This is a genomic window from Bacillus cereus group sp. BfR-BA-01347 (assembly GCF_022663835.1).
In the GTDB taxonomy this organism is placed as follows: Bacteria; Bacillota; Bacilli; order Bacillales; family Bacillaceae_G; genus Bacillus_A; species Bacillus_A thuringiensis_K.
In genome coordinates this window covers 171,924-194,991 of record NZ_JAKUGG010000005.1, presented here as the reverse complement: position 1 = coordinate 194,991, position 23,068 = coordinate 171,924, and the positions used below count along the sequence as shown (strand labels likewise).

The window sequence follows — 23,068 nt, the reverse complement described above, 5'->3', positions numbered from 1 at the left end:
CCCAACAGTAATAATACTTATATATTATTACTAATAATATACTCTATATATAATATATATTTATAAGTTATATATTTATATTATATATATAAGGTATATTTTTTATAGAGGGGGTTCTTTTTTGTTTTTGTTTTTATTAGATGTTGTTGTGTATTGTTTACCCCCTCCTGAATTTTTGAGATTTATATATTTTTATTTCGACGACTGTAGAAAGTCGTCTTTTTACATTGGTAATAGATTGTCAGTTTTCGCGGTTAATCATATAATTTAATCATGATTATTCTTAGCAACAAACAAGAGAGGGTGTGTAAAATTGCGGTATGCTGTGTATGTACGTGTATCAACTGATAAGGACGAACAAGTGTCATCAGTTGAGAACCAGGTTGATATTTGCCGATACTGGATTGAGAAGAATGGTTATGAATGGGATCAGAATGCTGTGTATTTTGACGATGGTATTTCGGGTACCGCATGGCTTGAGCGCCATGCGATGCAGCTTATATTACAGAAAGTTAGGAAAAATGAATTAGATACGGTAGTTTTTAAATCGATACACCGCTTAGCCCGCGACCTTAAAGATGCGCTAGAGATTAAAGAAATATTACTTGGTCATGGGGTGCGTTTAGTAACAATTGAGGAAGGTTACGATAGTTACTATGAGGGTAATAATGATATGAAATTCGAAATATATGCGATGTTTGCTGCGCAACTTCCTAAGACATTATCAACATCCATCTCAGCAGCATTAAGTGCTAAAGTAAGACGTGGGGAGCATACAGGAACCATTCCTTTTGGTTATGATCGTATTGATAAAAAATTGATAATTAATGACGAGGAAGCGCTCCTTGTTAAGGAAATGTTTGACTGGTACGAAGACGGGCGAGGATATCGTATGATTGCTAATAACTTAAATAAAAAGGGATGCAGGACAAGATTCGGAAACTTATGGTCTGAGGCATCTGTAAAAACAATAGTCACTAACTCTTTATATACTGGTGAACATGTAATGCACAAATATAAAACAGTAAAAGTTGATGGTAAAAAGAAAACCGTTAAAAATCCTAAAGAGAAGTGGTTAGTATTTGAAAATCACCATGATGCTATAATTTCAAAAGAACAATGGGAACGTATAAATCCGGTAAGTGACGTGAAGGATAAAAAAACAAAATCAGATTTTCGTAATGAGTTTCGGGGAATAGTATGGTGTGCACACTGTGGTAAAAGAGTAAGAGCAATTTATGCTGGAGTACGCAGTAAATATGAGCGCGTGTATATGAAATGTTCGACGTATAAGGCGTACGGAACCTGTGTAAATCATATACCAGTCCGATACGAAGATTTTCGTAATTTAATCTTAGAACGATTAAAACAAAAGCAGGAGTATATTGAAACTAGATTAGTTGCACAAATTAAGGACAAGCTGCAAGGAAAAATAGCAAAATCAAAAAAGACGATTAAACAGCTGGAGAGTAAAAAAGAAAAACTATTAGAACTTTACATGGACTCGTTCATTGATAAAGAAACTTTCGTTAATCGAAACAGGAAATTAGAAGATGAGATGACAGCTCAGGAACTTCAATTACTTAAATTAAAAGATAAAGATATTCAAAACAGGGAAACAAAGGATATACAGGATGCTTTTATGCTGTTGCAGGAGGAACAGGACTTACATAAAGCTTTTCAGAAACTAATAAAAAAAATAGTGTTTTATCAAGATGGGAAGCTAGATATAGAATATACTTTTGATATTTAATTTTTGTAGCTATTGATATAATGAACATCAAGTAATAACTGGCAGCAAACACAAAATAAATGGTTAGATTATTGGTTGTACGGAATTGAAAATGGAATTATGGATGAACCAATGGTTGATGTGCAAAGAGAAAATAAAACGTGGCAAAAGATAAAAAATTGGCCAGATCCATCAGCTGTACCTTCAAAAATCCGTATGTATTTAAGTAATAAATCAGTCAATTTACCATTAAGTATGGGATCGGCTAATAAAGTTTTCTCATTCTTAGATGATGCACAAATGAAATCAAACCAATTAGTAGCAAATCCAGAATTAGAAGTAGCAAATCGATTAGTATATACAATGCCTGTACTGCAAAAAGATACGCGTATAAGTGGTACACCAAAGATTTCAATTACAGGAAATATTGATCGATCTGTATCAAATTTAACAGCATTACTTGTTGACTATGGAGGAGCGAAGCCGGAAATCGTAACGAGAGGCTGGATGGATCCACAAAACTTAAAGAGTATAGAAAATTCAACAGCGATTCAACCGGGCAAAGATTATACATTTACATGGGACATGCAGCCAGATGATTATGTATTTAAAGCGGGGCATCAAATCGGAGTTGTTTTAATTGCAAGTGATTATGATTATACAATTAGACCGAAAGCTGGCACGAAACTTACAGTGAAATTAAGTGAAGTGACATTGCCGATTGTGAAATAAATACTTTTTCTGAAGAGCCTACTAAAGTAAGCTCTTTAATTTGTAGTCTGAATTTTTAATTTTTATATTTCAAATTGGAAGGTTATGTAATACAATATCATTATATTCTATGGAAAGTGAGTGATATATTATGACAGTCAGCTCTTTCGAAATCTCATTAAAATTAGAGGTACAGGAAGATTAGTTGAATTGAAATCTTCCGTACGTAAAAACGGAGGAGAAAATAAATGTTTAGCTTTTATAGTACACTTTGTACGGAACTATATGATTACACAAAACCAGTCGGTTATTCTTTAAATGGTGATATTGAGTATTACAAAGAACGTTTAAAAGATTGTAGAGGAAGAATCCTCGAAGCCGCAGTAGGTTCAGGGCGTGTCATCATTCCGCTTCTAGAGGCTGGTTTTAAAGTGGATGGGATAGATTATTCACCTGAAATGCTAGATTCTTGTCGTAAGCGCTGTAAAGAGAGAGGCTTACATCCTAATTTATATGAAGGAAGCTTGCAACAATTTTCACTTCCGTATAAATATGACGCAATTATCATTCCTACTGGATCTTTTTGTTTAATTGAAAATCGTGTGGATTCTATAAATGCATTGAAATGTTTTTATGAACATCTTAATCCAGATGGACGATTAATCGTAGATATTATGCTTCCGCATGACTGGAAGACTGGGGAAATTCATACATCGACTTTCTCTTTGCCGAGTGGAGACGGAATCACATTAGAAAATAAATCAATTGAAATAGATTGGCTGAACCAAGTTACTGTATCATATTTGAAATATGAAAAGTGGAGTAAAGGACAGTTAGTACAAACAGAACTACAACGCTTTGCACTGCGTTGGTATGGAATAGAAGAGTTTAAACTTCTGTTAGAAAGTATAGGTTTCTCTAACATTACTTGCTCTGCTGAATATGATTATGAAAAAGAACCGTCAAATGCAAATCAAATGATTACTTTTGAAGCTATGCGAAAAGAATAGAACTAAAAATATGAATAAAAAATAAGGCAATCGATTTAAAATCGGCTGCCTTATTTTTAATTTTATGTAATGGTTTATAGAGAAAGATTGGAGGGAAATAAATGAAACTTATATTAATATTTGGCCCACAAGCAGTTGGAAAAATGACAGTGGGGCAATAATTAGCAACATTAACCGGTTTAAAACTTTTTCATAACCACATGACAATTGATTTAGTAAGTCCAATTTTTGATTACAGTACGAAAGAAGCAAAAAGACTAGTAAGTTTATTTCGTAATGAAATATTTGAAGAAGTATCTAAAAGTGATTTATCTGGAATGATTTTTACGTATATATGGGCATTTGACCTCCAAGCGGATTGGGATTATATACATAATGTAGAAAGTATTTTTGAATCAAAAGGTGGGACAGTGTATTTTGTAGAGCTGGAAGCGGAATTAGATGAAAGATTAGAACGAAATAAAAGCCCGAATAGATTAGAACATAAACCGAAAAAAATAGATATTGAGTGGTCTGAAAATAATTTGAAAGAAACGATGAAAAAGCATAGATTAAACTCTCTTCATGGTGAAATTGAAAAAGAAGAGTATATAAAAATTAATAACACGTATTTGAGTGCAAAAGAAGTGGCGGAAATGATTAAAGAGAAGTTTCAATTGTGAAATTTTTGAAGTCTATTTCGTTTTCGTTGTCCAAGCATTCTCCTACTAATTACATATACTATTTATGTTAAAGTCGGCTACTATTTAATATAGGGCTGTTATTTTCCTATAAATGCTATTTTAGTGAAGTGGGAGGAATCAATTTGGAAAACGTAGAACAAGATAGAATTGAAAATCAAGTGTATTCAAATCGTGTAGTAAGATCAGAATTTGATTCGAATTGGGAAACTTGTATATCAAAGAGTGCTTATGTAATTTATGTAGCAACAAGTAATAATGCTGAAGTAATAGTGCTTCTTGCAGATGGTTCAAGTAAATTATTAATTTTCGAAAAAGGTGGTAAAGTAGTAGTTGGTGGCGGTGGAACAAGTCATTACAGTAAGCCGCATATTGCAAGAAATATTTAAGATAGAACATGTTAATTAAGAAGAAGCTGGAAAACGGTTGTCATTCATGTTTAGGGCATGATAGACGAACCGTTTTTTATTTGTTTATAAATTTAGAAGAACTTCATTGATTACAAATACATCAGGATGAGCAGCGAAATTAGAAGAAAACTTGGCGGGTAATGGTACAAAATATTATGTACGTTTGCAAGAATCTTACAGCGATATAAAAAAGCATTTCCTATTTGGGGAAACACTACTTCTATGTTATAGTATAATAGTGTTTTTAGATGGTGCTATTTTAATATATCTATAGTTTTGTTATGTATTATTTTTATATTAAATTAGCACCTAAAGTATTTTTTTATAAGGAGTAGTAATTAGAGAAATGAAAAATATAGACTTTATACTAGAAAGTGACGAGGCATTAAAACCGTCTGAACGATTAGTACTATTATTATTAGAGAAGCATAGAATGTTATATACAAACGATCTATTGGCATTATCAAATTTATCATATAAAACATTAACAGATTCATTAACGGCGCTAGTTTTAAAATCGTATGTGTTAAAGGAAACAGGTAAGGGAAGAAGACAGAATTGCTATAGATTAGTATGATAAGGCAGCTGTTTTAGAAACTTTTACGTATGTTTTTTCAATTGTAAGGTGAAATTGTATTTTTGTTTTCAAACGAAAAAACTTACTATAAGAGGGGCTAAGATAGTAGCGTTTCATTTTTGTAAATGTAATTATTCCATCATTGAAAATACAAAAATAAAATAAACCGCATAAAACAGAAATAAAAAAACAATCCATTTTAAAAATGGATTGTTTTTTTATTGGAATAATATTATTTGATATGTTGAAAGCATAAATAGCAGAATAAACATTACCTGTTTTAGTTCATGCAACTGAACAAATATGATGAAAACTATGTGTATAGTTTTTTGCTTGCTTTTTCAGTAACTCTAATGAAATCATGGTCTTCATTGTTTAAAGGCAGTATTTTTAACATTATTGCTATTCAGCATTAAGCACAAAAGGTGATATATAATATTATTATGTAAACTTAAGGTTTTAAAAGGAAAATATAATAATTAATAGAACATGTAGAAGGAGATGCTTAAATATTTTGAAGGATGGGAGATTATTATGGAGCATTTACAATCAATAGCACAAGCTGTTATAAGTGGTAATAAGGAAAAAGTAGTGAAGTTTATAAAGGCGAGTCCAAGTATTGTTAACGAATGTAGTGAAGATGGCTGGACACCACTTCATTTAGCAGCTTATTTTGGACAGAAAGAAATAACGAGTTTTCTTGTAGAAAGCGGTGCAGATATACATAGTAGAGCGAAAAACGAAAATGAAAATACACCTTTGCAAGCGGCAATTGCGAACAAGCAAAGTGAACTTGTCGCTTTCTTAATTGAAAAAGGATCAGATGTAAATATTATGCAAAGTGGTGGCTGGACAGGACTCCACGAAGCAGCATTATTAGGAAATGAAGAAATAATTATGTTGCTCCTTAAAAATGGAGCTAATAAGATGATTAAGAAAAATGATGGGAAAACAGCGTATGATATTGCATTAGAAAAAGGATATAATCACCTTTTACATCATCTGAAACAGGAAGTGAACTTATGATGAATAAATGGAGTGTTGGTATATTTTTATTTAATGAAGTAGAAGTGTTAGACTTTGCAGGGCCATTTGAAGTTTTTTCTGTAACTGAGGTGAATGAAGAAAAAACATTTACTGTTTATACAGTTAGCGAGAATGGGGAAATGATTACAGCAAGGAATGGATTGAAGGTACAGCCAGATTATAGTATTGAAAATTTACCACCAGTGGATATTTTAATAATTCCGGGTGGGCTAGGTGCTAGAAAATATGAAATAAAAAATGAAATAGTAATAAAATGGATTCGCCAACAAATGAAAGAAGTAAAGCTGATGACTTCAGTTTGTACAGGAGCGCTATTACTGGCGAAAGCAGGTTTACTGGAAGGTTTAAAAGCAACAACACATTGGGCTAGTATTGAAAAGTTTAAAAATGAGTTTCAAAATGTTGAAGTTATAGAAAATGTAAAGTTTGTAGATGAAGGACATATTATAACATCTGCCGGAATTTCAGCTGGAATTAATATGGCATTTCATATTGTGAAAAACTTGTTAGGTGTGCATGTTGCGGAGGACACAGCGAAGCGAATGGAGTATGATATTAGTTTGCCAAATTAAAAAGCCCGGATTGGGCTTTTTATATTGAATGAATATAGTTAAGCTCTTCATCACTCAAAATAGGGCGAACAGATGCATTTGCATTTTCTTGTGTTTGTGTTCCTGTTTTTGCACCAGGAATTACAACACTTACTGCCGGATGAGAGAGTACATAGCGAAGTGCAAGTTGCCCTAGGGTCTGATTTTTATTTGAGAGCAACCGAAGTTTCTCTACGGTTTGTAAGTCTTCTTGAAACCAAGTTTCATTTGGCCAATCTTTGCGTAAATCTCCATCTGGAAAAATTGTTTTATTTGTGAATTTTCCAGTTAAAATGCCCATTTTTAATGGACCACGAATAACAGCTCCTAGATTTTTCTCTTGTAAGAATGGTAATATATCTTTTTCCGGTTTTCGATTTAATATATTGTAATCAAGTTGTACGATATCAATTTCGTTGTTGTTATTGAAATGATGAATGTATTGTAAATCATGAGTCGAAACACCGACTGCTCTTACTTTGCCATCACGTTTTAATATGTCAAATGCACGTAGAAATGCTTCTGTTTCTCTACGATTATGCCACCAAATATGACAAAAATAAAGATCAATATAATCTGTTTGAAGACGTTGTAAACTTGTTTCGAATACGGCGATGATTTTTTCGGGAGTATCATATACAGGAATTCCATTAGGGTCGTAGTGATGTCCGATTAAACCACCTTTCGTTGATAGTATAATATCATTACGATGTCCTTTAATCGCGGTAGCCACCAACTTTTCACTATGTCCTAAACCATACACATCCGCAGTATCAATAAAATTCACACCACACTCAATGGCTTTTTTTATAGCAGTTATAGATTGTTTATCGTTAACAGGTCCCCATTCATCACCACCGATTGCCCATGCCCCAAAACCTATTTCAGAAACAGTTATTCCAGTGTTACCTAATGTGCGGTAATGCATATTTCCCCTCCTTGTAAGCATGTTATAACATGGATATGTAGGGAAGGAATTTTGTGTGTGAAAAAACTCTTCTACAATAGTAGAAAAAGAATTACAGAAACTACTATTTTATAGCAGCATGTATAAAAAAAATCGGTGTAAATATGGAAATGTCGTCGAATGCTATCTTTAATTGGTTAATTTATGGGATATTTTTGTGAAGGAGTTTATTTTATAAGAATAGAATTTAGTTTAGTAAGAAAACGTGCCGATGGTAGTGAAAAATATGGGTTAGGGGGATTTGAATGAGGAAACTCAAACGAGTAAATGTTCCTAATATACCAGAGCAGTTATCACAACCTAGTGACAAGCGTAGGATAAATAAAAAGAAGTTAAGGCGACTTATTTTAATGGTCCTTTTTATTGCAGCAACTACTCTGTACGTTCAATATATTTTAACGAAACAACAAGAAGTAATTGATAAGAAGAAAGGTACGATTACGGATCAAAAGGAACAATTAGTATCTTTAAAGAAAGATAAAGATTCTTTAAAGACTAACATAGAAAATTTAACAGACGATGAGGAAGAAATTTTGAAGTTTGCGAGAAAAGAGTATCAATTTTCTAAGTCAAATGAAACTATATTTGTGATGCCCAAGTAATGAAAAAAATAGTTAGCCGTCGCTAACTGTTTTTTTATGTATGAATGTAATGGTACAAGGAATAATCACATATTGTAAAAATGAAGAGTTTAAGCTATTTTCATAGATATGGAATATGCACTAAAATAAATGTTGTTAAAATTCTGTCAATTATATTATAATACAAGGTAAGTGGATACATTTTTTAATCAACGTTGAGTTCCTCGCTCATACGACTATTAAGAAACCCGTTATCCTCGTATACGAAAGGAAGATAGCTGTGTACGCTTCAAATACAATTTATATCGTAGGGGATGCGAAAGCACCTCAAAATAATCCCATTACTGAAAAGTTTAAAAGCTATTTCGTAGCATTTGTACTTGTTAAGGATACAGGGGAAATTGTAGATGCAGACTGCTCAGCGACAATTGCATTAACATCTCAATTTGTTAAATATTTATTTCTACATAAAAATATAAATGACCCGGCATTAGTAATGGAAGTAAAGAACCGATATTTCGGTTCTTCTCAAAAAGCGTTACTTGTAGCGCTAAAAGATGCACAGAAAAAATATAATCAGATTGCTGCTTTGTCTACTCAATCATAGACAAAATCCAGCCGTAAGAATCATTCTTATGGCTGGATTTTTTTATTTCACATTATCGTTCTACATCAAAAGTAAACGAAAACAAAGTAGAGTGATAGAAGAGTAAATGTCCAATGGGTTTACCTAATAATTCGTGGGTATAAATCTCCGGTGGATTAAGATTTCACTTCATTGGGGAACGAAAGGATGAACAAAATGAAAATTACAGATGTAAAAGTAAATCGTAGACGTGTAAAACTGCATACACCGTTTAAAACCGCACTTCGTACTGTAACAGAAATTGAAAGTATAGATGTTTATATTCATACAGATGAAGGAGTGATTGGTAAGGGGGCTGCAGCCGCAACGCCAGTTATTACGGGGGATTTCACCAGCGGAATGGAAGAAGCGATTTTAGGACCGATGCGTTCATGTTTAATTGGTCAAAATATCATTCAGTTTCAGCAGTTACTACAGGGCATTCAAATGAGTTGTATTGGAAATTCAAGTTCGAAAGCAGCGGTAGATATCGCTTTATATGATGTATATTGCCAATATCAAAATGTGCCGTTATATGCATTGTTAGGCGGGAAGAAAGAAATTCATACCGATATTACAGTGAGTGTAGATGAGCCTGTATTAATGGCAAAAGAAGCGAAGAAACATATAGAAAAAGGATTTCAAACATTGAAGATTAAAGTGGGTAAAGAGGCGCATTTAGATTTGGAACGTATTGAGGCAATTCGAAATGTGGTACCAAGAAATACGACATTACGTTTAGATGCGAATCAAGGTTGGAGTCCAAAAGAAGCGGTCTCTATCATTCAAGAGATGGAAAATCGTAATTTAAATATAGAATTTATTGAACAACCAGTACACGCGAAAGATTGGGATGGGTTAAAGTACGTCAAAGATCGTGTGCAAACGCCAATTATGGCCGATGAAAGTATATTTTCAGCAAGTGACGCATTAAAGCTCGTTCAAGGAAGATATGCAGACTTCATTAATATTAAATTAATGAAATGTGGTGGCATACGTGAAGCATGGCGTATTGCAGATATCGCAGAAACAGCTGGTGTGAAGTGTATGGTGGGCAGCATGATGGAGTCTTCACTTTCCGTTAGTGCTGTTGCGCATTTAGCGGCAGCGCATCCTAATATTCATTATTTTGATCTTGATGCACCGCTTTGGTTAATGGAAGAGCCAGAAGGAATGACGTATTCTGGATCAAAGATAAACCTTCAATCGACAGTGAATAGTAAGTTTTAGGAGAAGAGACTAGTAAACTATCTTTTAAGGGGGATAAATATGAAAAAAGTAGGAACTGCATTTTTAACAACTTTATTTATATTTTCATCGTTTACATCGGCAAATGCTGAAGAAAAGAAGGATAATAAAGCATTTATAGATGTATCTGCTGCAACGTTATGGACAGTACCTGATTCATTAAGGCCAATCGATACACCGAGTGCAACAAATCCAGTGGATCTATGGAAATGGACGAAATCAATGACACTTGACGAGAAACTATGGTTAACAAATGCAAATAAATTAGAAACACAAGCGTTACTCGGTCAAGAAGTAACTGTTATTGATAAGAAAGGTGAATGGGTGAAGGTATTAGTGCATGGACAGCCAACGCCACGAAATGAAGAAGGTTATCCGGGCTGGATGCCTGAAAAGCAATTAACATATAATCAAGAATTTGCAGATAAAACAAATGAACCTTTTGTGTTAATAACAAAGCCAACAGCGATTTTATATATAAATCCTTCTGAAAAACATAAATCACTTGAAGTCAGTTATAATACAAGACTGCCGCTATTAAGTGAAGACACAATTTCATACCGTGTATTGTTGCCAAATGGTCAGAAAGCTTGGCTACGAAAAAATGATGGAACGGTTTACCGTTCTCAAAATGATATTCCAACCCCGGCGGCCGATGATTTAATAAACACAGGGAAAATGTTTTTAGGTTTACCGTATATATGGGCTGGTACAAGTGGTTTTGGATTTGATTGCTCTGGCTTCACGCATACGATCTATAAATCGCACGGCATTACAATTCCGCGAGATTCTGGACCACAATCAAGAGCAGGAGTTGCAGTTGATAAAGAAAATCTACAAAAAGGAGATTTAATTTTCTTTGCACATGATCAAGGGAAAGGTAGTGTCCATCACGTCGCAATGTATATTGGTGATGGCAATATGATTCACTCACCAAGAGCTGAAAGATCGGTAGAGATTATACCGCTAAATACACCAGGATATATAGAAGAATACGCTGGTGCTCGTCGTTACTTACCTTAAAAATAGAGGGGGTTTTTAAATGAAAAAAGTTGTTCGTTACTCATTAGTTAGTATTCTATTCGTTTCTTCATTTTTAGTTGGTTGCGAAAAAGAAAAAACAACGACAAAGCCGAAAGATGACAAGAAAGTATTACAGTTACTAGAAACGGGTGAAATTCCGTCGTTAAACTCAGTGAAAGTCACAGATGCAATCTCGTTTAACGTTTTGAATAACGTAATGGAAGGACTATTCCGTCTATCGAAAAATGATGAAGTAATTGAGGCAGGCGCACAAAAATATGAAGTGAGTAAAGATGGAAAGACATATACATTCCAATTGCGTGATGCGAAATGGTCTAACGGAGATCCAGTAACCGCCCATGATTACGTATACGCTTGGAAGCAATTGATTAATCCAGATACAGCTTCTCAATATGCATACATTGCGTACGATGTAAAAAATGCTGAGAAGATAAATAAAAAACAACTAGGTCTAGATGAATTAGGAGTAAAAGCGAAGGATGATAAAACATTCGTCGTAGAGCTAGAACATCCTGTACCTTATTTTACGAAATTATTAATTTTACCATCCTTCTATCCAATTAACGAAAAATATGCGAAAGAGCAAGGTGATAAATATGGATTAGAAGCAAATAAAGCGGTATATAATGGACCGTTTACATTATCAGAGTGGAAGCATGAAGCTAGCTTTACAATGAAGAAAAACGATAAGTATTGGGATAAAAAAGAAGTGAAGTTAGATGAAGTAAACTATCAAATTGTAAAAGAAATTTCAACTGCGGTAAATTTATATGAAACAGATAAAGTTGATAGAGCTGTTATTTCTACAGAATTCGTAGATAAATATAAAAATAATAAAGAGCTAAAACAATATACAGATCCAGTTATGTACTTCTTCCGATTTAATGAAAATGTACCGATTCTTAAAAATAAAAATGCACGTCTTGCGCTAAGTACAGTTTTTGATAAGAAGGGACTCGCAGATTCATTTTTAAATGATGGGTCGGTTGCAGCAAACTATTACGTACCAAAAGGATTCTTAAAGGGCCCAGATAAGAAAGATTTTAGAAGTACGGCAGGTGAGTTTAATAAAACTGATGTAAAAAAAGCGAAAGAATATTGGGAGAAAGCAAAACAAGAGACAGGTACAAATGAAGTGACGTTAGAACTATTAAATTATGACTTAGAAAACTTTAAAAAAGTTGGAGAGTACATTAAAGAGCAGCTTGAGAAAAACTTACCAGGCTTAAAAGTGAATGTGAAATTACAGCCACATACGCAAAAATTAGCACTTGAGAAGAAGAAAGAATATGAAATGTCGTTATCACGCTGGTTACCGGATTATCCAGATCCAATGACTTATTTAGAAGTATTTCTTTCTGGAAGCAGTGTTAATAATACAGAATATGCAAACCCAGAATATGATGCGTTAATTAAGAAGATTAAAACAGAATTAGGTAATGATGAAAAGGCTCGCTGGAAAGCAATGCAAGATGCTGAAAAAATGCTACTTGATGATGCAGTAATTGCACCGGTATTCCAGCGCGGATTATCTTACTTACAAAAACCATATGTGAAAGATTTATATGTACATCAATTTGGTCCAGCTACAAGTTTAAAATGGGCAGATGTACAAAAATAAAAGAATGGGGAAACAGACTTCACGTATGTGATAGTCTGTTTTTTTGTACAGTTCCGAATGAAATATAGACATTTCATATGTTTTTTTACGACTTAAAAATAAAATTATTACTAAAATTCCAGTGTGAAATTTATGTAGAATCTTGTATAATTAACGTGTTTCTATGGAAACATTTTCTTGCGCTATTTCTATAGGATTTAATAGAACAAGGAAGGAAATACATACATGTATATAATAGACAAATAGAATGGAACATGTATAGAGAAAAAGGAGAGAAAAGATGGCGTGTCAAAGACAAGGGTTACAAGTTAATAACGATAGAAAGAGGGACAGAAGATGAAAATGAAGCATGCTTTTGGTCCTATAATTTTAGCGTGTGTGCTTTTTTTCATTATCATTCTAATCCCATCGAAAAGTTTAGTATCGCTTATTAGTGATAAGAAGGTAGAAGATGCGGCTACTTCTTTACAAAAAGAGAAATTACAAAGTGTTTTCTTACAGCAAAAAATGTTAGAGAATTCACAGTATTTACCGATGTACGGTTCATCAGAATTTTTACGAATGGATGCATATCATCCGTCTAATTATTTCAAAGTAAATCCAGCTGGTTTTACACCGTTTTTAATTGGAACTGGCGGTACACAAAGTTTAGCTCATATTTTAAATATGACATCTACTATGGATGAATTAGAAGGTAAAAAAGTAGTCTTTGTTCTTTCACCACAATGGTTTACAAAGACTGGTGTATCACAAGGGGATTTCACTAATAATTTCTCCAAACAACAAGCATATCATTTTATTTTTAATGATGAGATAAATCCAGAAATGAAGAAGCAAATCGCGAAACGGCTATTAGATTATAAAGTTGTTCAAGAAGATGATATATTAAAAAATTCATTAGAAGGTATTGTATATAATGATACGAAACATAACATAAAAGCAGGTTTAGTTAAACCACTTGCTTATATGCATCGAAATATTTTAGATCATAGAGATTTATTTAACTCTTTATTTAAAATCGAACCGATGAAAGAGAAAACAAATATCGGACTTCGTTCAATTTCTTGGGAAGACGCACGTAAACACGCAGAACAAGAAGGGAAAGCAGAGTCTACTACAAATACATTCGGAATTGAAAATCCGTATTATCATAAGAATAATCTGAAGAAAAAACTAAAAGGTTTAAAAAACTTTAGAGCAAATGAAACATATGATGAATCACCAGAATACGATGATTTACAAATTATTTTAGATTTATTTAAAGAGAAAAATGTCAAACCACTCTTTATTTCTGTACCTGTCAATGGGCCTTGGTATGATTATACTGGATTCCCGAAAGAACGCCGTGAAGTGTATTATAAAAAAGTTCGAGAACAGGTTGAGAAAGCAGGATATCCAGTAGTTGATTTCTCTGGTCATGAATATGATAAGTATTTCTTAAAAGATACGATTCATTTGGGCTGGAAAGGTTGGATTTATTTTGATGAAGCAGTGCAGAAATTTAATTCTGAGAAATAAAGTATAGAAATCGGAATGGCTATGAGCCGTTCCGATTTTTTTAGTATAGAGGATTTTGGTGAGGACAATTTGGGAATGCATGTATATCTTGAATCTGTCTATAATCATAATGTTTCATTGCGAACTGGGCTTGATAAAGGTATTCATACACATATAATTGACCATCATGAGCTGAACATAATACACCAGAAGTTCCTTGCCCATTTATGAAGGAAATACCGATAGGGCGTCCGATTAAGTATAGTATTTTTTGCTGCCAATGCATAGGGGAATCACTCCTTTTTGAGATAATATACGAAAGAAATGATCAAACGGTTGCTTATCCATGTAAATGTAGATGGAAAGGTGTTATATAATTCTTGAAGATTAATTCATATATAAATAAATAAAAAACCGCTATAACTCCGAATGAATTTATAGCGGTTTTTGTTATATTCTTAAGCAAGATTTTTACGCTTTTTTGTCCATTTTTTTATAACGAAGTATAAAAGTATAAGTACGACGCCACCAATTGCGAATGATTTCACATAAGGACCAGCAATATCGTTAATATTTTCCCAATTTTCACCTAGTTTTTCACCTAAATAAATGAAAATAATAGACCAAGGGATAATCGCAAGTGCTGTTAATGTAGTGAAACGTAGTAAAGGCATTTTTGTAATACCAGCAGGAATTGAAATCGCATGACGCACTACTGGAATGAAGCGTGCTGTAAAAATGACGCCAGTTCCGTAACGATTAAACCAATCTTCTGCAGCATCTATTTGTTTTTTATGTATGAAAATATATTTTCCATAACGTTCTAATATAGGGCGTCCGCCGTATCGTCCAAGCCAATAAATAAAGATTTGGGCAATAACACCGCCAATTGTACCGAATACAACTGCGCCTATAAATGAGATACTTCCATTGAATACTAAGTATCCTGCATAAGCAAGGACAATTTCACTTGGGATAATTTCAATCATAAGTCCAAGCATAATGCCCCAATAACCTAATCCTTCAAAAAACGTTAATACTGAATGAATAAAACTACTTAACATTGTTGCACCTTCTAGTTTATGAATTTTTGAGTATAAGAACCTTTTATTTAATTACGTAAAAGGTTCACTATATGTAGATTATACCTTATTTACATAGGGGATTGCTATTTCAATTCTTTTATGTCTCTCATAAGTATTATAGTAAAGTATATAAGCTACGTTTTCATGAAGGGTTAATGAAAAGATTATTAAAAATTTCTCATATATCAATGATAATAGACTGAAAATTAAGTATAATGATATAGGTCTTTCATTTACAAAAATAGGAGGAGAACGTATGTATATTACAGATCCGATTTATGGACCAATCTCTATTCGTGATAGAGATATCCTTCGATTGATAGATACAAAAGCATTTCAAAGGTTGGCGAATATTAAACAACAAGGACATACTTATTTTTTACATGAGAACGCAATACATACGAGGAAAGAACATTCGATAGGTGTATATGTGCTAGTAAATAAAGTGATAGAACATCTTACTGAGATTGGTGACATACATTTATCGAAATATGAACGAAAGCTAGTATCTACTGTAGCCCTTCTACATGATGTTGGACATGGGCCATATTCACATTGTTTTCAGCAAATATCGGGTGAAGATCATAGTGAGTGGACGGTACGAATCATTCAAGAGGACGAAGAAATACGTACGATTTTAAATCAAACACCTAGATTATTAGATGATGTAACGAAAGCTTTAACAGAAGATGGAGTTTTTCCAATTATAGATGAGCTCTTATTTAATTCATTAGGAATGGATCAATTAGATTTTTGGAATAGAGATTTATATTACTCGTCGCTTGAATTAGAAGGTTTACAGATAGAAGAATTGATTGCTAACATGCGTTTAATTGACGGTAAACTTGTTATTGAAGAATCGGGAATCCCCTTCATCGAACAATTAATGAAAATGAAAGAAGGGCTTTACAATAATGGATTTGGCCACCCGTTTGTGATAGGAAAAGACATATTGCTGCAAACAATTTTTAAAATGATAGAGGAGAAAAATCTTTCGTTCTATACTCCTGAACTTCAAAACTTCTTTCATAAAGGAGAGAAGTTAGAAGTAGAAGACTTTCTTCCGTTACAAGATGAAATGATTTTAAATGAAATACAGTGCTTTGCAAAATCAGGTGATGTTGAAATAGGATCTTTAATTCAACTGTATGTTTCAGCAACCAAAAGTTTATCATTTCAAAAAGGAGTGGAGGGTGATTTTAAAAAGGAAAATAACAATTTAACGATAATAACTGAGAAAAAGGCGTACAGTTCATATGTAGGGAGTATTTACGTTTATAGTGAGGGGCAGTTAGAGGATATTTTAGAGAAATCAAATTTCATTCAAAAGATAGTAAAATTGCCTAAAAAAGAATATGCCTATTCTTTTTAAAGTGGTTTGAAAACATAAAATAGATGGGGTGGAAATGTGAACTGGAAAGAACGTCTTCTAGAATTAGATGATTTATCAATTATATTAGAATGGTATAACGATGAAGAATTACATAACATAGCAGATGTGAAACCATTTAAGCGATATACAATAGAAGAACTTCGGGAGTATTGGACTGAAAAATTAGCGCGGTCTTATGCAAGTTATCATGTAATAATAGTGAGAGATGAAGTAATAGGAAGAGTCGGATTAAAAAAGACGAAATATGATGATACCTATGTGATGGAATACTCTATTCTTATTGGCGTTTCGAATTTATATTCAAAAGGACTTGGAACAGAAATTACAAAGTATTTCATAAGTAAATCGTTTTTAGATTCCGATATACAAGCAGTTGTATTACAGGTAAGAGAAGACAACAAAAGGGCAATTCGTTGTTATGAGAAAGCTGGATTTAAAAAAGTAAAATCATATATAGAGAATGAAGTGAAAGTGTATGATATGCATAGAATTAAGAATGAGAAAATAGCACGGTAAAAAACAGTTAATTCTGAATGTAATGAGGGTTAGGGGGATATATGGAACCTTAAATGACACTACTTATAGATATGCGTAATACTACGGTTTTATATGAAACTTAAATTTAAATAAATCAAGCAAGCATTTGTTGTATATTTGGAACAGATGGTTGCTTGTTTTCGTTGTAAAAAAATAGAAGCATTTCTGCTCCTATTTTTTAAGGCTTCACATCTAAGTTCTGTAAAAATAAAGTTGCTGTTACGTAACGCTTTGCTAACATTTGTACATAAGCGGTATGTACAGAAAGGGTCGCAATAATAATAGCGTTACGAATTGCTTCGCGTTGTTCGTTATTAATTTGATCGAACTTACTTGCGATTTTATCAGCTTTTTCTTTTACGATGTTTTCAATTGTATGAACGGTATCTGTTGCATTTAATTGTAAGCAATTCCCTTGATTGAGTTCTTCAAATAAAGAAGAGTATGCTACATATAAATGAACAGGATTGATTAAATCATCACTTCGATCAGCTGGATCATTTACAATAAGGCGTAATAGCTTACGAATGGATTCAAAATCAAGTGCTGTTTTTAAATCTTCGACAATAAATAGTAAGGCTGCTTGTTCAATTGAATATTTTTTCCCTTTTTGAGGAGAGCCAATCATTTCTTTTATATCTCGTTTCACCCAGTTTTGCATAGCAGTTACAGAGAAACTTGTGTTTTCAATCTGATTGCCAAGCGCAACTATTTCATTTAAAGAAAAACCGACATCAGTATCGTCAATTTTAATCAGCTTTTCAAAAATAGGTGAAAGTGCGGTAGTAATAAAAGCTGTAACGCTTTGTCCGCTTTCAATATCTTTTTTATGTGACTTTGCCCAAGCTTCTTGTAAAATACCGAGAGGCTTTTTCGTATTCCATCCTCTTAGTGATAGAAGAAGGGTAGCCATTTCGTTTCGTGTGAGATGAAATGTTTCCATCTTTTCACCTCCAAAATAATAAAAAGTTCTTATGAACTTATAATATGTTTTGTTTCATTTAAAGTCAATTCTGTTTTGCTTAATTTTTCCTTTGTGACCAAACTGTTGAAAGTAAATAATACTTGCATATTTCGACAAAAGTTCATATAATAAGTTCATAAGAACCTTTAAAATGTTCTTAAAAACAAATCTATCATTCTGAATTTACTAGAAAGATAGATTTCACATATATCTATATAAAAGGAGAATGGATATAATATGTTGAAAAAACTTGTAGCAGTAATGACAGCATTCATGGTTATCTTTGGGGCTAGCAGCTTTATGTTCGTAGATCATGCAGCAGCGAAAAGTTACAAATCTGGTAAAAAATCATTTACACCAAGTTCAGGTCAAAAGTCAAAAGTTGATTTAAACAAAAAAGACTCAAATGTAAATTCCCAAAAAATGACTCCAGATTCAAAAACGAAAGCAACAAACACGGCACCAAAAAGTAATAAAGGAAGCTTTATGAAAGGTTTATTACTAGGTGGTCTTGGTGGTTTACTAATGGGTAGCTTATTTGCAAATATGGGAGCTCTTGGTTCTGTATTAGCGTTTATGGTAAATATGTTAGTAATGGCTGGTATCGTAATGTTAGCAGTTCGTGCATTTAAATACTTCAAAGACCAATGTAAGAAGAAGGCAGATGAAGTAGCATGGAAACAATAAAAATTTCTGAACAAGAGCTTATAAATGCGCTTTGTATATATATCGCTGAAAAAAGACAAGTGGGTCCAGAAGAAGTATTAGTTGAACTCATGTATGATGACGACTACGGTTTCTCTGCGGAAGTAGAGGTAAATGGTCGCCAGCAAATTTTAATTCAAGCAAACTTAATCGAAGCTTTACGCTTATTGCTTGACAGAGAATATAATGTCAATTCATTCGCAGCGAGATTACAACTTGAATTAGATGACGAAGAAGGTATTTACGCATTAGCGAAATTTAATAACTCAGATGAGTAGAGAAGAGAGCTGTTGAGAATAATCTCAGCAGCTCTTTTTAGTATGTGCATATGTAGATGAGTAATCACGCCAAATTTCATTCATTTTTCGTCTACCGATATCTACCATCGGATTAAACTGAATTGCAGATTTCTGACGAACAAAGTGAACGTTTTGAATGGCGTGAGATAATTGTTGGTCGACTATATCACGTTTTTTGCTTGCATATTTAGCAATAGATAGACCTGCAACTGTTCCTTGCGCCATCGCAATTTTTCCGCTTTCAATGCCTGTAATATTGCCGGCTACTAATAAACCGGGAAGAGGGGTTTCCATTGTTTCGGAATGGAGAGGAACGTGTCCGCCTAATTCTGAAATGTAATGGAAGGGACAACCAGCTACAGCTGCAAGTTCGGCAAGTGGGTATAATCCCCCGGCAATACATACAAAATCTGCTTCATATATTTTCTCTGTTCCATTGATAACCTTTCCTTTAGAGTCAATATTAGCAATACGTACACCTTCAACTTGATCTGTTCCGATAATTTCAAGAGCTGCTTTCCGAAGGTGAAGTGGCGTTCCGTTTATTTTCATTCCGTTGTTTGGATAGAATGTTAATCCAGCTTTTCGAATCCAATCAAATTTCATAAAGTGACTACCTATTCGTAAGAAAGCAGAAGGAGCGAGGTGAGCTACATTTAAAAGAGAGTTTAAAACTTCTTCAGGTTCACCAGCTTTTTGACTTAACTCGCTTTTCTCAGGGAGTACAATATGATCTACTGTAATTCCCGCTAATTGCAATTCACTTAAAATGGCGAAAGACAAAATGTTAGCACCAATAATAATTCCTTTTTTTCCAACTTGCACGCGATGAACATTTGTCATAACTTGAGCTGCTCCAATTGACATCACTCCTGGAAGTGTCCAGCCAGGAAGGGGAATAGAATATTCCGCAGCTCCAGTAGCAAGTAGTACGAAAGGTGCTTCTAACGTACCGATATTAGTATGTACAAACCAATTGTTTTCATCTCTATCTAAATTATAGACCGAAACACCGCACCTGATATGTACTGAAAGTGATTCTGCTTCTTCATGAAGTCGCTTCGATTCTTTTATTCCGTTCCACCATTCTCCAGTAGGCTCTTGATGCAACTGTCCTAACAATCTCCCGCCCGGCTTCATAAATTCATCAATAACGAGCACTTTTAGTCCGAAACGAGCACAAGAAATAGAAGCAGATAATCCCGCTGGCCCTGCACCAATAATAATTACATCACTCATCGTTTTTTCACCATCTCTCTCACGATATTCGGATGCTGTTTCCCGCTTTCAACAACCATGTTTTCTTCTACAACAGTTAAGCATGCGCGTACATTTGTTTGATTATTTACTGTCATGCGGCATTCGGAACAGTGCCCGATATTACAATAAATACCTCGCGGTGTTCCGCTATCTTCATGAACTCTTAATGTCCTTATTCCATTTGCTAACAGGGCAGCAGCTATCGTTTCATGTTCATATGCTCCGTATTGATGACCGTTAAATTGAAAGGTAATACGCTCACTACTTTGTAAAGTACCTAAAATAGGGTGATGTGTAATTCTACTCATTTACTTTCACCTACCGATCCAAAAGTAACTGCACGTATTGGTGGTTGATATTTTAACGGTAGTTCATTAAGAGTTACGTCAGGATTCGCATTTTCAATCATTCGATCTATCATTATTCTGCATGTGCGACCACCGCAAAATCCCATGCCAGCACGTGTTCTTAGTTTTAATTCTCTTGCCGAGCAGTTATATTCAGCAATTGTCGATTGAAGTTGCCCATATGTAACCTCTTCACAACGACAAACGATTAAGTTGTTTTTATTTGTCATATGTATTCCTCCTCTAGTTCGGTTTTCATAAATTATATATGCAAAAATCATGCCAATATAGAGGAGGGAGAGAGGGCTACCTGTAAACGCCTGATCGGTGCATACTGATTCTTTATTGAAGTCCAAGTTTCTTTAAACGGTTATATAAAGTAGCCCTTGTTACACCAAGTTGTTTTGCGCATTCTAATTTATTCCCATTTAAAATTCGTAAAGCCCTTTCAATAACTTTTTTCTCATGCTCATCCATCTCTTCTTGTAAAGAAAGGATTGTATTATTGTTGCTGAGTAATAGGGAATGGGCTGTATGGTTGTCTAAAGTTTCAGTCGTATGAAATGGTAAATATTCTTGTTTTATAATTCCGTCTGTTGCGAATACCACAAGCCGCTCAACAACGTTTCGAAGTTCGCGAATATTACCTGGCCAATTGTAATGAAGCAGTTCATGCATAATGCTTGAAGGTAAGTCACGAATTGGTCTGTTATAGTTGATTGAAAAATCGTTTAAGAAAGAATAGGTTAATTCAATAATATCCTCGCGTCTTTCGCGCAGCGGTGGAATCTGCAAGCTAACTACATTTAAGCGGTAATATAAATCTTCTCGGAAAGTTCCTTTTATCATTTCTTCTTGTAAATCACGATTTGTAGCAGCGATAATACGGAAATCAATATTAATTTCTTTTTCACCACCAACTCGGTAATACTTTCGCTCTTGCAGTACACGTAACAGTTTTACTTGCATATCAAGTGGCATTTCACCTATTTCATCAAGAAATAAAGTACCGCCTTGCGCGAGTTCAATTTTACCTTTTTTTCCTTTACTATTTGCTCCAGAAAACGCCCCACGCTCGTAACCGAATAATTCACTTTCAAATAATGCTTCTGGAATTGCCCCGCAGTTAATCGAAATGAAAGGCGCCTTCGCTGCTTCACTTGCTTCATGAATTGCTTTCGCAAATACTTCTTTTCCAACTCCGCTTTCCCCAAGTATTAAAACAGTTGATTTCACCGAACAAACTTTTCTAGCTAATTGTATCGTTCTTTGTATAACAGGACTTTTTCCATTCATCGCAAGGAATGGATCGGATTCATCTTTATACTTTGCCACTTCTTGTTCTAAACGGTGCATTTCATGTGACATATTAAATAGTTTTTCATTTAAAGCGACTTGATTTGTAACATCTGTTTCTGAAACGACTGCTCCTATAATTTCATCATTACAATAAACTGGATTTGAATTAATTAATACGAATAAATCGGGGCGAGGCTGATGGAACTGAGCGACTATGCTTTTTCCATCATGTAAAGATTGTAAAATTTCCAAGTCTTTATAATCAAAAAAACGAGTAATCGGTTGCCCAATAATCTCATTATGGTTGACTGAAAATATTTTTTCAGCACCATCTGTCCAAGTTCGAACGCATTCTTTACTATCAATTACTGTAACAGAAGAGTCAGTTGTTTGTATTACAGTGTCATAAAATGACTGTAGTTCATTGTAGGACTTATAAAGAAATGGAATCATTTGCTGAGAAGTTATACAGCATATCGGCTCATCGTTTTCGTTAAGGATGATAACAGCTAATTCATAAGAAAAAGCGTCAATTAATGCAGTGAATGAGTCATCTACATAAATAATTGCGCAATTATATTCTTCTGTAGTAGAAGGGAGATAATAAAACCTTTCGTTTATTTTCTTAATGCGATCAAGGCAACATGTATGATTGATTAAAACGCTTTCCAAAAATTCTTGTATAGTCGGAAATGAAAATTCCATAATGTCCTCCTGTTATGTATAAAAATTTTGACAGTGATAAAAAAATAATACACCTATTTACTATAAATTTAAAATATTTTTACAAATAAAAATATTATTTATAAAAATTGTATATGTACAGAATTGGCACGTCA

24 protein-coding genes and 2 pseudogenes are annotated in these 23,068 nt (G+C 33.7%); 18 read left to right on the top strand and 8 right to left on the bottom strand.

The genetic code is table 11. The features are described from left to right. Positions 1 to 313: 313 nt before the first annotated feature. From MR143_RS11110 to MR143_RS11075, 8 genes and pseudogenes are all read left to right on the top strand, one after another. Positions 314 to 1,753 (top strand): recombinase family protein, encoded by a 1,440-nt coding sequence (locus MR143_RS11110; protein ID WP_131250930.1) that lies wholly within the window; start codon positions 314 to 316, stop codon positions 1,751 to 1,753. A gap of 24 nt (positions 1,754 to 1,777) precedes the next feature. Further along, positions 1,778 to 2,464, top strand: a pseudogene (locus tag MR143_RS11105) (CocE/NonD family hydrolase C-terminal non-catalytic domain-containing protein); the annotation flags it as partial. Between the two features lie 227 nt (positions 2,465 to 2,691). After that, a complete protein-coding gene (locus tag MR143_RS11100) occupies positions 2,692 to 3,453 on the top strand; it encodes a class I SAM-dependent methyltransferase (RefSeq protein ID WP_000490915.1) in 762 nt (253 codons plus the stop codon). Positions 3,454 to 3,554: 101 nt separating this feature from the next. Then, positions 3,555 to 4,115: pseudogene (locus tag MR143_RS11095) on the top strand (AAA family ATPase). A 143-nt stretch (positions 4,116 to 4,258) separates the two neighbouring features. Then, the gene (locus MR143_RS11090; protein ID WP_000432427.1) at positions 4,259 to 4,522 is read left to right on the top strand and encodes a hypothetical protein; all 264 of its coding nucleotides are present in this window, start codon (positions 4,259 to 4,261) and stop codon (positions 4,520 to 4,522) included. Positions 4,523 to 4,889: 367 nt separating this feature from the next. Next, a complete protein-coding gene (locus tag MR143_RS11085) occupies positions 4,890 to 5,120 on the top strand; it encodes a hypothetical protein (protein ID WP_000789031.1) in 231 nt (76 codons plus the stop codon). 534 nt (positions 5,121 to 5,654) lie between these two features. Further along, positions 5,655 to 6,146 carry an ankyrin repeat domain-containing protein gene (locus tag MR143_RS11080; protein WP_000400685.1) on the top strand — a complete coding sequence of 164 codons (492 nt, stop codon included), beginning with the start codon at positions 5,655 to 5,657 and terminating at the stop codon, positions 6,144 to 6,146. Further along, a complete protein-coding gene (locus MR143_RS11075) occupies positions 6,143 to 6,739 on the top strand; it encodes a DJ-1/PfpI family protein (protein WP_000981432.1) in 597 nt (198 codons plus the stop codon). The genes MR143_RS11080 and MR143_RS11075 overlap by 4 nt, the downstream gene beginning before the upstream one ends. A gap of 19 nt (positions 6,740 to 6,758) precedes the next feature. Here the strand turns inward: MR143_RS11075 and MR143_RS11070 are convergent, their stop codons facing one another. After that, the gene (locus MR143_RS11070) at positions 6,759 to 7,685 is read right to left on the bottom strand and encodes an aldo/keto reductase (protein ID WP_000559369.1); all 927 of its coding nucleotides are present in this window, start codon (positions 7,683 to 7,685) and stop codon (positions 6,759 to 6,761) included. 284 nt (positions 7,686 to 7,969) lie between these two features. On the opposite strand from MR143_RS11070, the gene MR143_RS11065 reads away from it, so the two are divergent. The 6 genes from MR143_RS11065 to dltD all read left to right on the top strand — a co-directional run bounded on the left by MR143_RS11065 (position 7,970) and on the right by dltD (position 14,361). After that, entirely contained in the window at positions 7,970 to 8,326 is a 357-nt protein-coding gene (locus MR143_RS11065) for an FtsB family cell division protein (RefSeq protein ID WP_001228728.1), read from the top strand. A gap of 259 nt (positions 8,327 to 8,585) precedes the next feature. Next, positions 8,586 to 8,912: a DUF3870 domain-containing protein gene (locus MR143_RS11060; RefSeq protein WP_000271314.1), complete on the top strand. Its 327-nt coding sequence runs from the start codon at positions 8,586 to 8,588 to the stop codon at positions 8,910 to 8,912. A 186-nt stretch (positions 8,913 to 9,098) separates the two neighbouring features. Beyond that, on the top strand, positions 9,099 to 10,160 hold the full coding sequence (locus MR143_RS11055) for a dipeptide epimerase (RefSeq protein ID WP_001038461.1): 1,062 nt from the start codon (positions 9,099 to 9,101) through the stop codon (positions 10,158 to 10,160). Positions 10,161 to 10,199: 39 nt separating this feature from the next. Next, positions 10,200 to 11,201, top strand: coding sequence for a C40 family peptidase (locus MR143_RS11050; RefSeq protein ID WP_000755429.1), 1,002 nt, complete (start codon positions 10,200 to 10,202; stop codon positions 11,199 to 11,201). Positions 11,202 to 11,220: 19 nt separating this feature from the next. Continuing rightward, entirely contained in the window at positions 11,221 to 12,843 is a 1,623-nt protein-coding gene (locus MR143_RS11045) for a peptide ABC transporter substrate-binding protein (RefSeq protein ID WP_000758240.1), read from the top strand. A 336-nt stretch (positions 12,844 to 13,179) separates the two neighbouring features. Further along, entirely contained in the window at positions 13,180 to 14,361 is a 1,182-nt protein-coding gene (gene dltD / locus MR143_RS11040; protein ID WP_000782300.1) for a D-alanyl-lipoteichoic acid biosynthesis protein DltD, read from the top strand. A 40-nt stretch (positions 14,362 to 14,401) separates the two neighbouring features. Here the strand turns inward: dltD and MR143_RS11035 are convergent, their stop codons facing one another. Further along, the gene (locus MR143_RS11035; RefSeq protein WP_000558686.1) at positions 14,402 to 14,626 is read right to left on the bottom strand and encodes a hypothetical protein; all 225 of its coding nucleotides are present in this window, start codon (positions 14,624 to 14,626) and stop codon (positions 14,402 to 14,404) included. Positions 14,627 to 14,798: 172 nt separating this feature from the next. Beyond that, positions 14,799 to 15,404 carry an undecaprenyl phosphate transporter UptA gene (gene uptA / locus MR143_RS11030; RefSeq protein ID WP_000952913.1) on the bottom strand — a complete coding sequence of 202 codons (606 nt, stop codon included), beginning with the start codon at positions 15,402 to 15,404 and terminating at the stop codon, positions 14,799 to 14,801. 277 nt (positions 15,405 to 15,681) lie between these two features. Here uptA and MR143_RS11025 point away from each other — a divergent pair, with 277 nt between their 5' ends. Together MR143_RS11025 and MR143_RS11020 are read left to right on the top strand one after the other, a co-directional pair. Continuing rightward, complete coding sequence (locus tag MR143_RS11025) at positions 15,682 to 16,797, top strand: HD domain-containing protein (protein ID WP_000275989.1); 1,116 nt, start codon at positions 15,682 to 15,684, stop codon at positions 16,795 to 16,797. A gap of 36 nt (positions 16,798 to 16,833) precedes the next feature. Continuing rightward, positions 16,834 to 17,334 (top strand): GNAT family N-acetyltransferase, encoded by a 501-nt coding sequence (locus tag MR143_RS11020; protein ID WP_001104067.1) that lies wholly within the window; start codon positions 16,834 to 16,836, stop codon positions 17,332 to 17,334. 199 nt (positions 17,335 to 17,533) lie between these two features. Here the strand turns inward: MR143_RS11020 and MR143_RS11015 are convergent, their stop codons facing one another. After that, entirely contained in the window at positions 17,534 to 18,298 is a 765-nt protein-coding gene (locus tag MR143_RS11015; RefSeq protein WP_000447231.1) for a DUF1836 domain-containing protein, read from the bottom strand. Positions 18,299 to 18,556: 258 nt separating this feature from the next. On the opposite strand from MR143_RS11015, the gene MR143_RS11010 reads away from it, so the two are divergent. Continuing rightward, positions 18,557 to 19,006 (top strand): hypothetical protein, encoded by a 450-nt coding sequence (locus MR143_RS11010; RefSeq protein ID WP_242280736.1) that lies wholly within the window; start codon positions 18,557 to 18,559, stop codon positions 19,004 to 19,006. Continuing rightward, positions 18,994 to 19,302 carry a YxcD family protein gene (locus MR143_RS11005; RefSeq protein WP_000447750.1) on the top strand — a complete coding sequence of 103 codons (309 nt, stop codon included), beginning with the start codon at positions 18,994 to 18,996 and terminating at the stop codon, positions 19,300 to 19,302. Before MR143_RS11010 ends, MR143_RS11005 begins: the two co-directional genes overlap by 13 nt. Before the next feature lie 24 nt (positions 19,303 to 19,326). On the opposite strand, the gene MR143_RS11000 is transcribed toward MR143_RS11005, so the two are convergent. The 4 genes from MR143_RS11000 to MR143_RS10985 all read right to left on the bottom strand — a co-directional run bounded on the left by MR143_RS11000 (position 19,327) and on the right by MR143_RS10985 (position 22,934). Beyond that, a complete protein-coding gene (locus MR143_RS11000) occupies positions 19,327 to 20,562 on the bottom strand; it encodes an NAD(P)/FAD-dependent oxidoreductase (RefSeq protein ID WP_001286107.1) in 1,236 nt (411 codons plus the stop codon). Then, the gene (locus MR143_RS10995) at positions 20,559 to 20,891 is read right to left on the bottom strand and encodes a (2Fe-2S)-binding protein (protein WP_000087067.1); all 333 of its coding nucleotides are present in this window, start codon (positions 20,889 to 20,891) and stop codon (positions 20,559 to 20,561) included. Before MR143_RS10995 ends, MR143_RS11000 begins: the two co-directional genes overlap by 4 nt. Continuing rightward, the gene (locus MR143_RS10990; RefSeq protein ID WP_000182619.1) at positions 20,888 to 21,160 is read right to left on the bottom strand and encodes a (2Fe-2S)-binding protein; all 273 of its coding nucleotides are present in this window, start codon (positions 21,158 to 21,160) and stop codon (positions 20,888 to 20,890) included. The genes MR143_RS10995 and MR143_RS10990 overlap by 4 nt, the downstream gene beginning before the upstream one ends. 112 nt (positions 21,161 to 21,272) lie before the next feature. Continuing rightward, entirely contained in the window at positions 21,273 to 22,934 is a 1,662-nt protein-coding gene (locus MR143_RS10985; RefSeq protein WP_000395821.1) for a sigma-54 interaction domain-containing protein, read from the bottom strand. Between the last annotated feature and the right edge of the window lie 134 nt (positions 22,935 to 23,068).

Bases quoted from the DNA above. Each gene is read 5' to 3' on its own strand.
- MR143_RS11100 (WP_000490915.1), top strand. From the start codon at position 2,692: ATGTTTAGCTTTTATAGTACACTTTGTACGGAACTATATGATTACACA.
- MR143_RS11085 (WP_000789031.1), top strand. From the start codon at position 4,890: ATGAAAAATATAGACTTTATACTAGAAAGTGACGAGGCATTAAAACCG.
- MR143_RS11080 (WP_000400685.1), top strand. From the start codon at position 5,655: ATGGAGCATTTACAATCAATAGCACAAGCTGTTATAAGTGGTAATAAG.
- MR143_RS11075 (WP_000981432.1), top strand. From the start codon at position 6,143: ATGATGAATAAATGGAGTGTTGGTATATTTTTATTTAATGAAGTAGAA.
- MR143_RS11070 (WP_000559369.1), bottom strand. From the start codon at position 7,685: ATGCATTACCGCACATTAGGTAACACTGGAATAACTGTTTCTGAAATA.
- MR143_RS11065 (WP_001228728.1), top strand. From the start codon at position 7,970: ATGAGGAAACTCAAACGAGTAAATGTTCCTAATATACCAGAGCAGTTA.
- MR143_RS11055 (WP_001038461.1), top strand. From the start codon at position 9,099: ATGAACAAAATGAAAATTACAGATGTAAAAGTAAATCGTAGACGTGTA.
- MR143_RS11050 (WP_000755429.1), top strand. From the start codon at position 10,200: ATGAAAAAAGTAGGAACTGCATTTTTAACAACTTTATTTATATTTTCA.
- MR143_RS11045 (WP_000758240.1), top strand. From the start codon at position 11,221: ATGAAAAAAGTTGTTCGTTACTCATTAGTTAGTATTCTATTCGTTTCT.
- dltD (WP_000782300.1), top strand. From the start codon at position 13,180: ATGAAAATGAAGCATGCTTTTGGTCCTATAATTTTAGCGTGTGTGCTT.
- MR143_RS11035 (WP_000558686.1), bottom strand. From the start codon at position 14,626: ATGCATTGGCAGCAAAAAATACTATACTTAATCGGACGCCCTATCGGT.
- uptA (WP_000952913.1), bottom strand. From the start codon at position 15,404: ATGTTAAGTAGTTTTATTCATTCAGTATTAACGTTTTTTGAAGGATTA.
- MR143_RS11025 (WP_000275989.1), top strand. From the start codon at position 15,682: ATGTATATTACAGATCCGATTTATGGACCAATCTCTATTCGTGATAGA.
- MR143_RS11015 (WP_000447231.1), bottom strand. From the start codon at position 18,298: ATGGAAACATTTCATCTCACACGAAACGAAATGGCTACCCTTCTTCTA.
- MR143_RS11010 (WP_242280736.1), top strand. From the start codon at position 18,557: ATGTTGAAAAAACTTGTAGCAGTAATGACAGCATTCATGGTTATCTTT.
- MR143_RS11005 (WP_000447750.1), top strand. From the start codon at position 18,994: ATGGAAACAATAAAAATTTCTGAACAAGAGCTTATAAATGCGCTTTGT.
- MR143_RS11000 (WP_001286107.1), bottom strand. From the start codon at position 20,562: ATGAGTGATGTAATTATTATTGGTGCAGGGCCAGCGGGATTATCTGCT.
- MR143_RS10995 (WP_000087067.1), bottom strand. From the start codon at position 20,891: ATGAGTAGAATTACACATCACCCTATTTTAGGTACTTTACAAAGTAGT.
- MR143_RS10990 (WP_000182619.1), bottom strand. From the start codon at position 21,160: ATGACAAATAAAAACAACTTAATCGTTTGTCGTTGTGAAGAGGTTACA.
- MR143_RS10985 (WP_000395821.1), bottom strand. From the start codon at position 22,934: ATGGAATTTTCATTTCCGACTATACAAGAATTTTTGGAAAGCGTTTTA.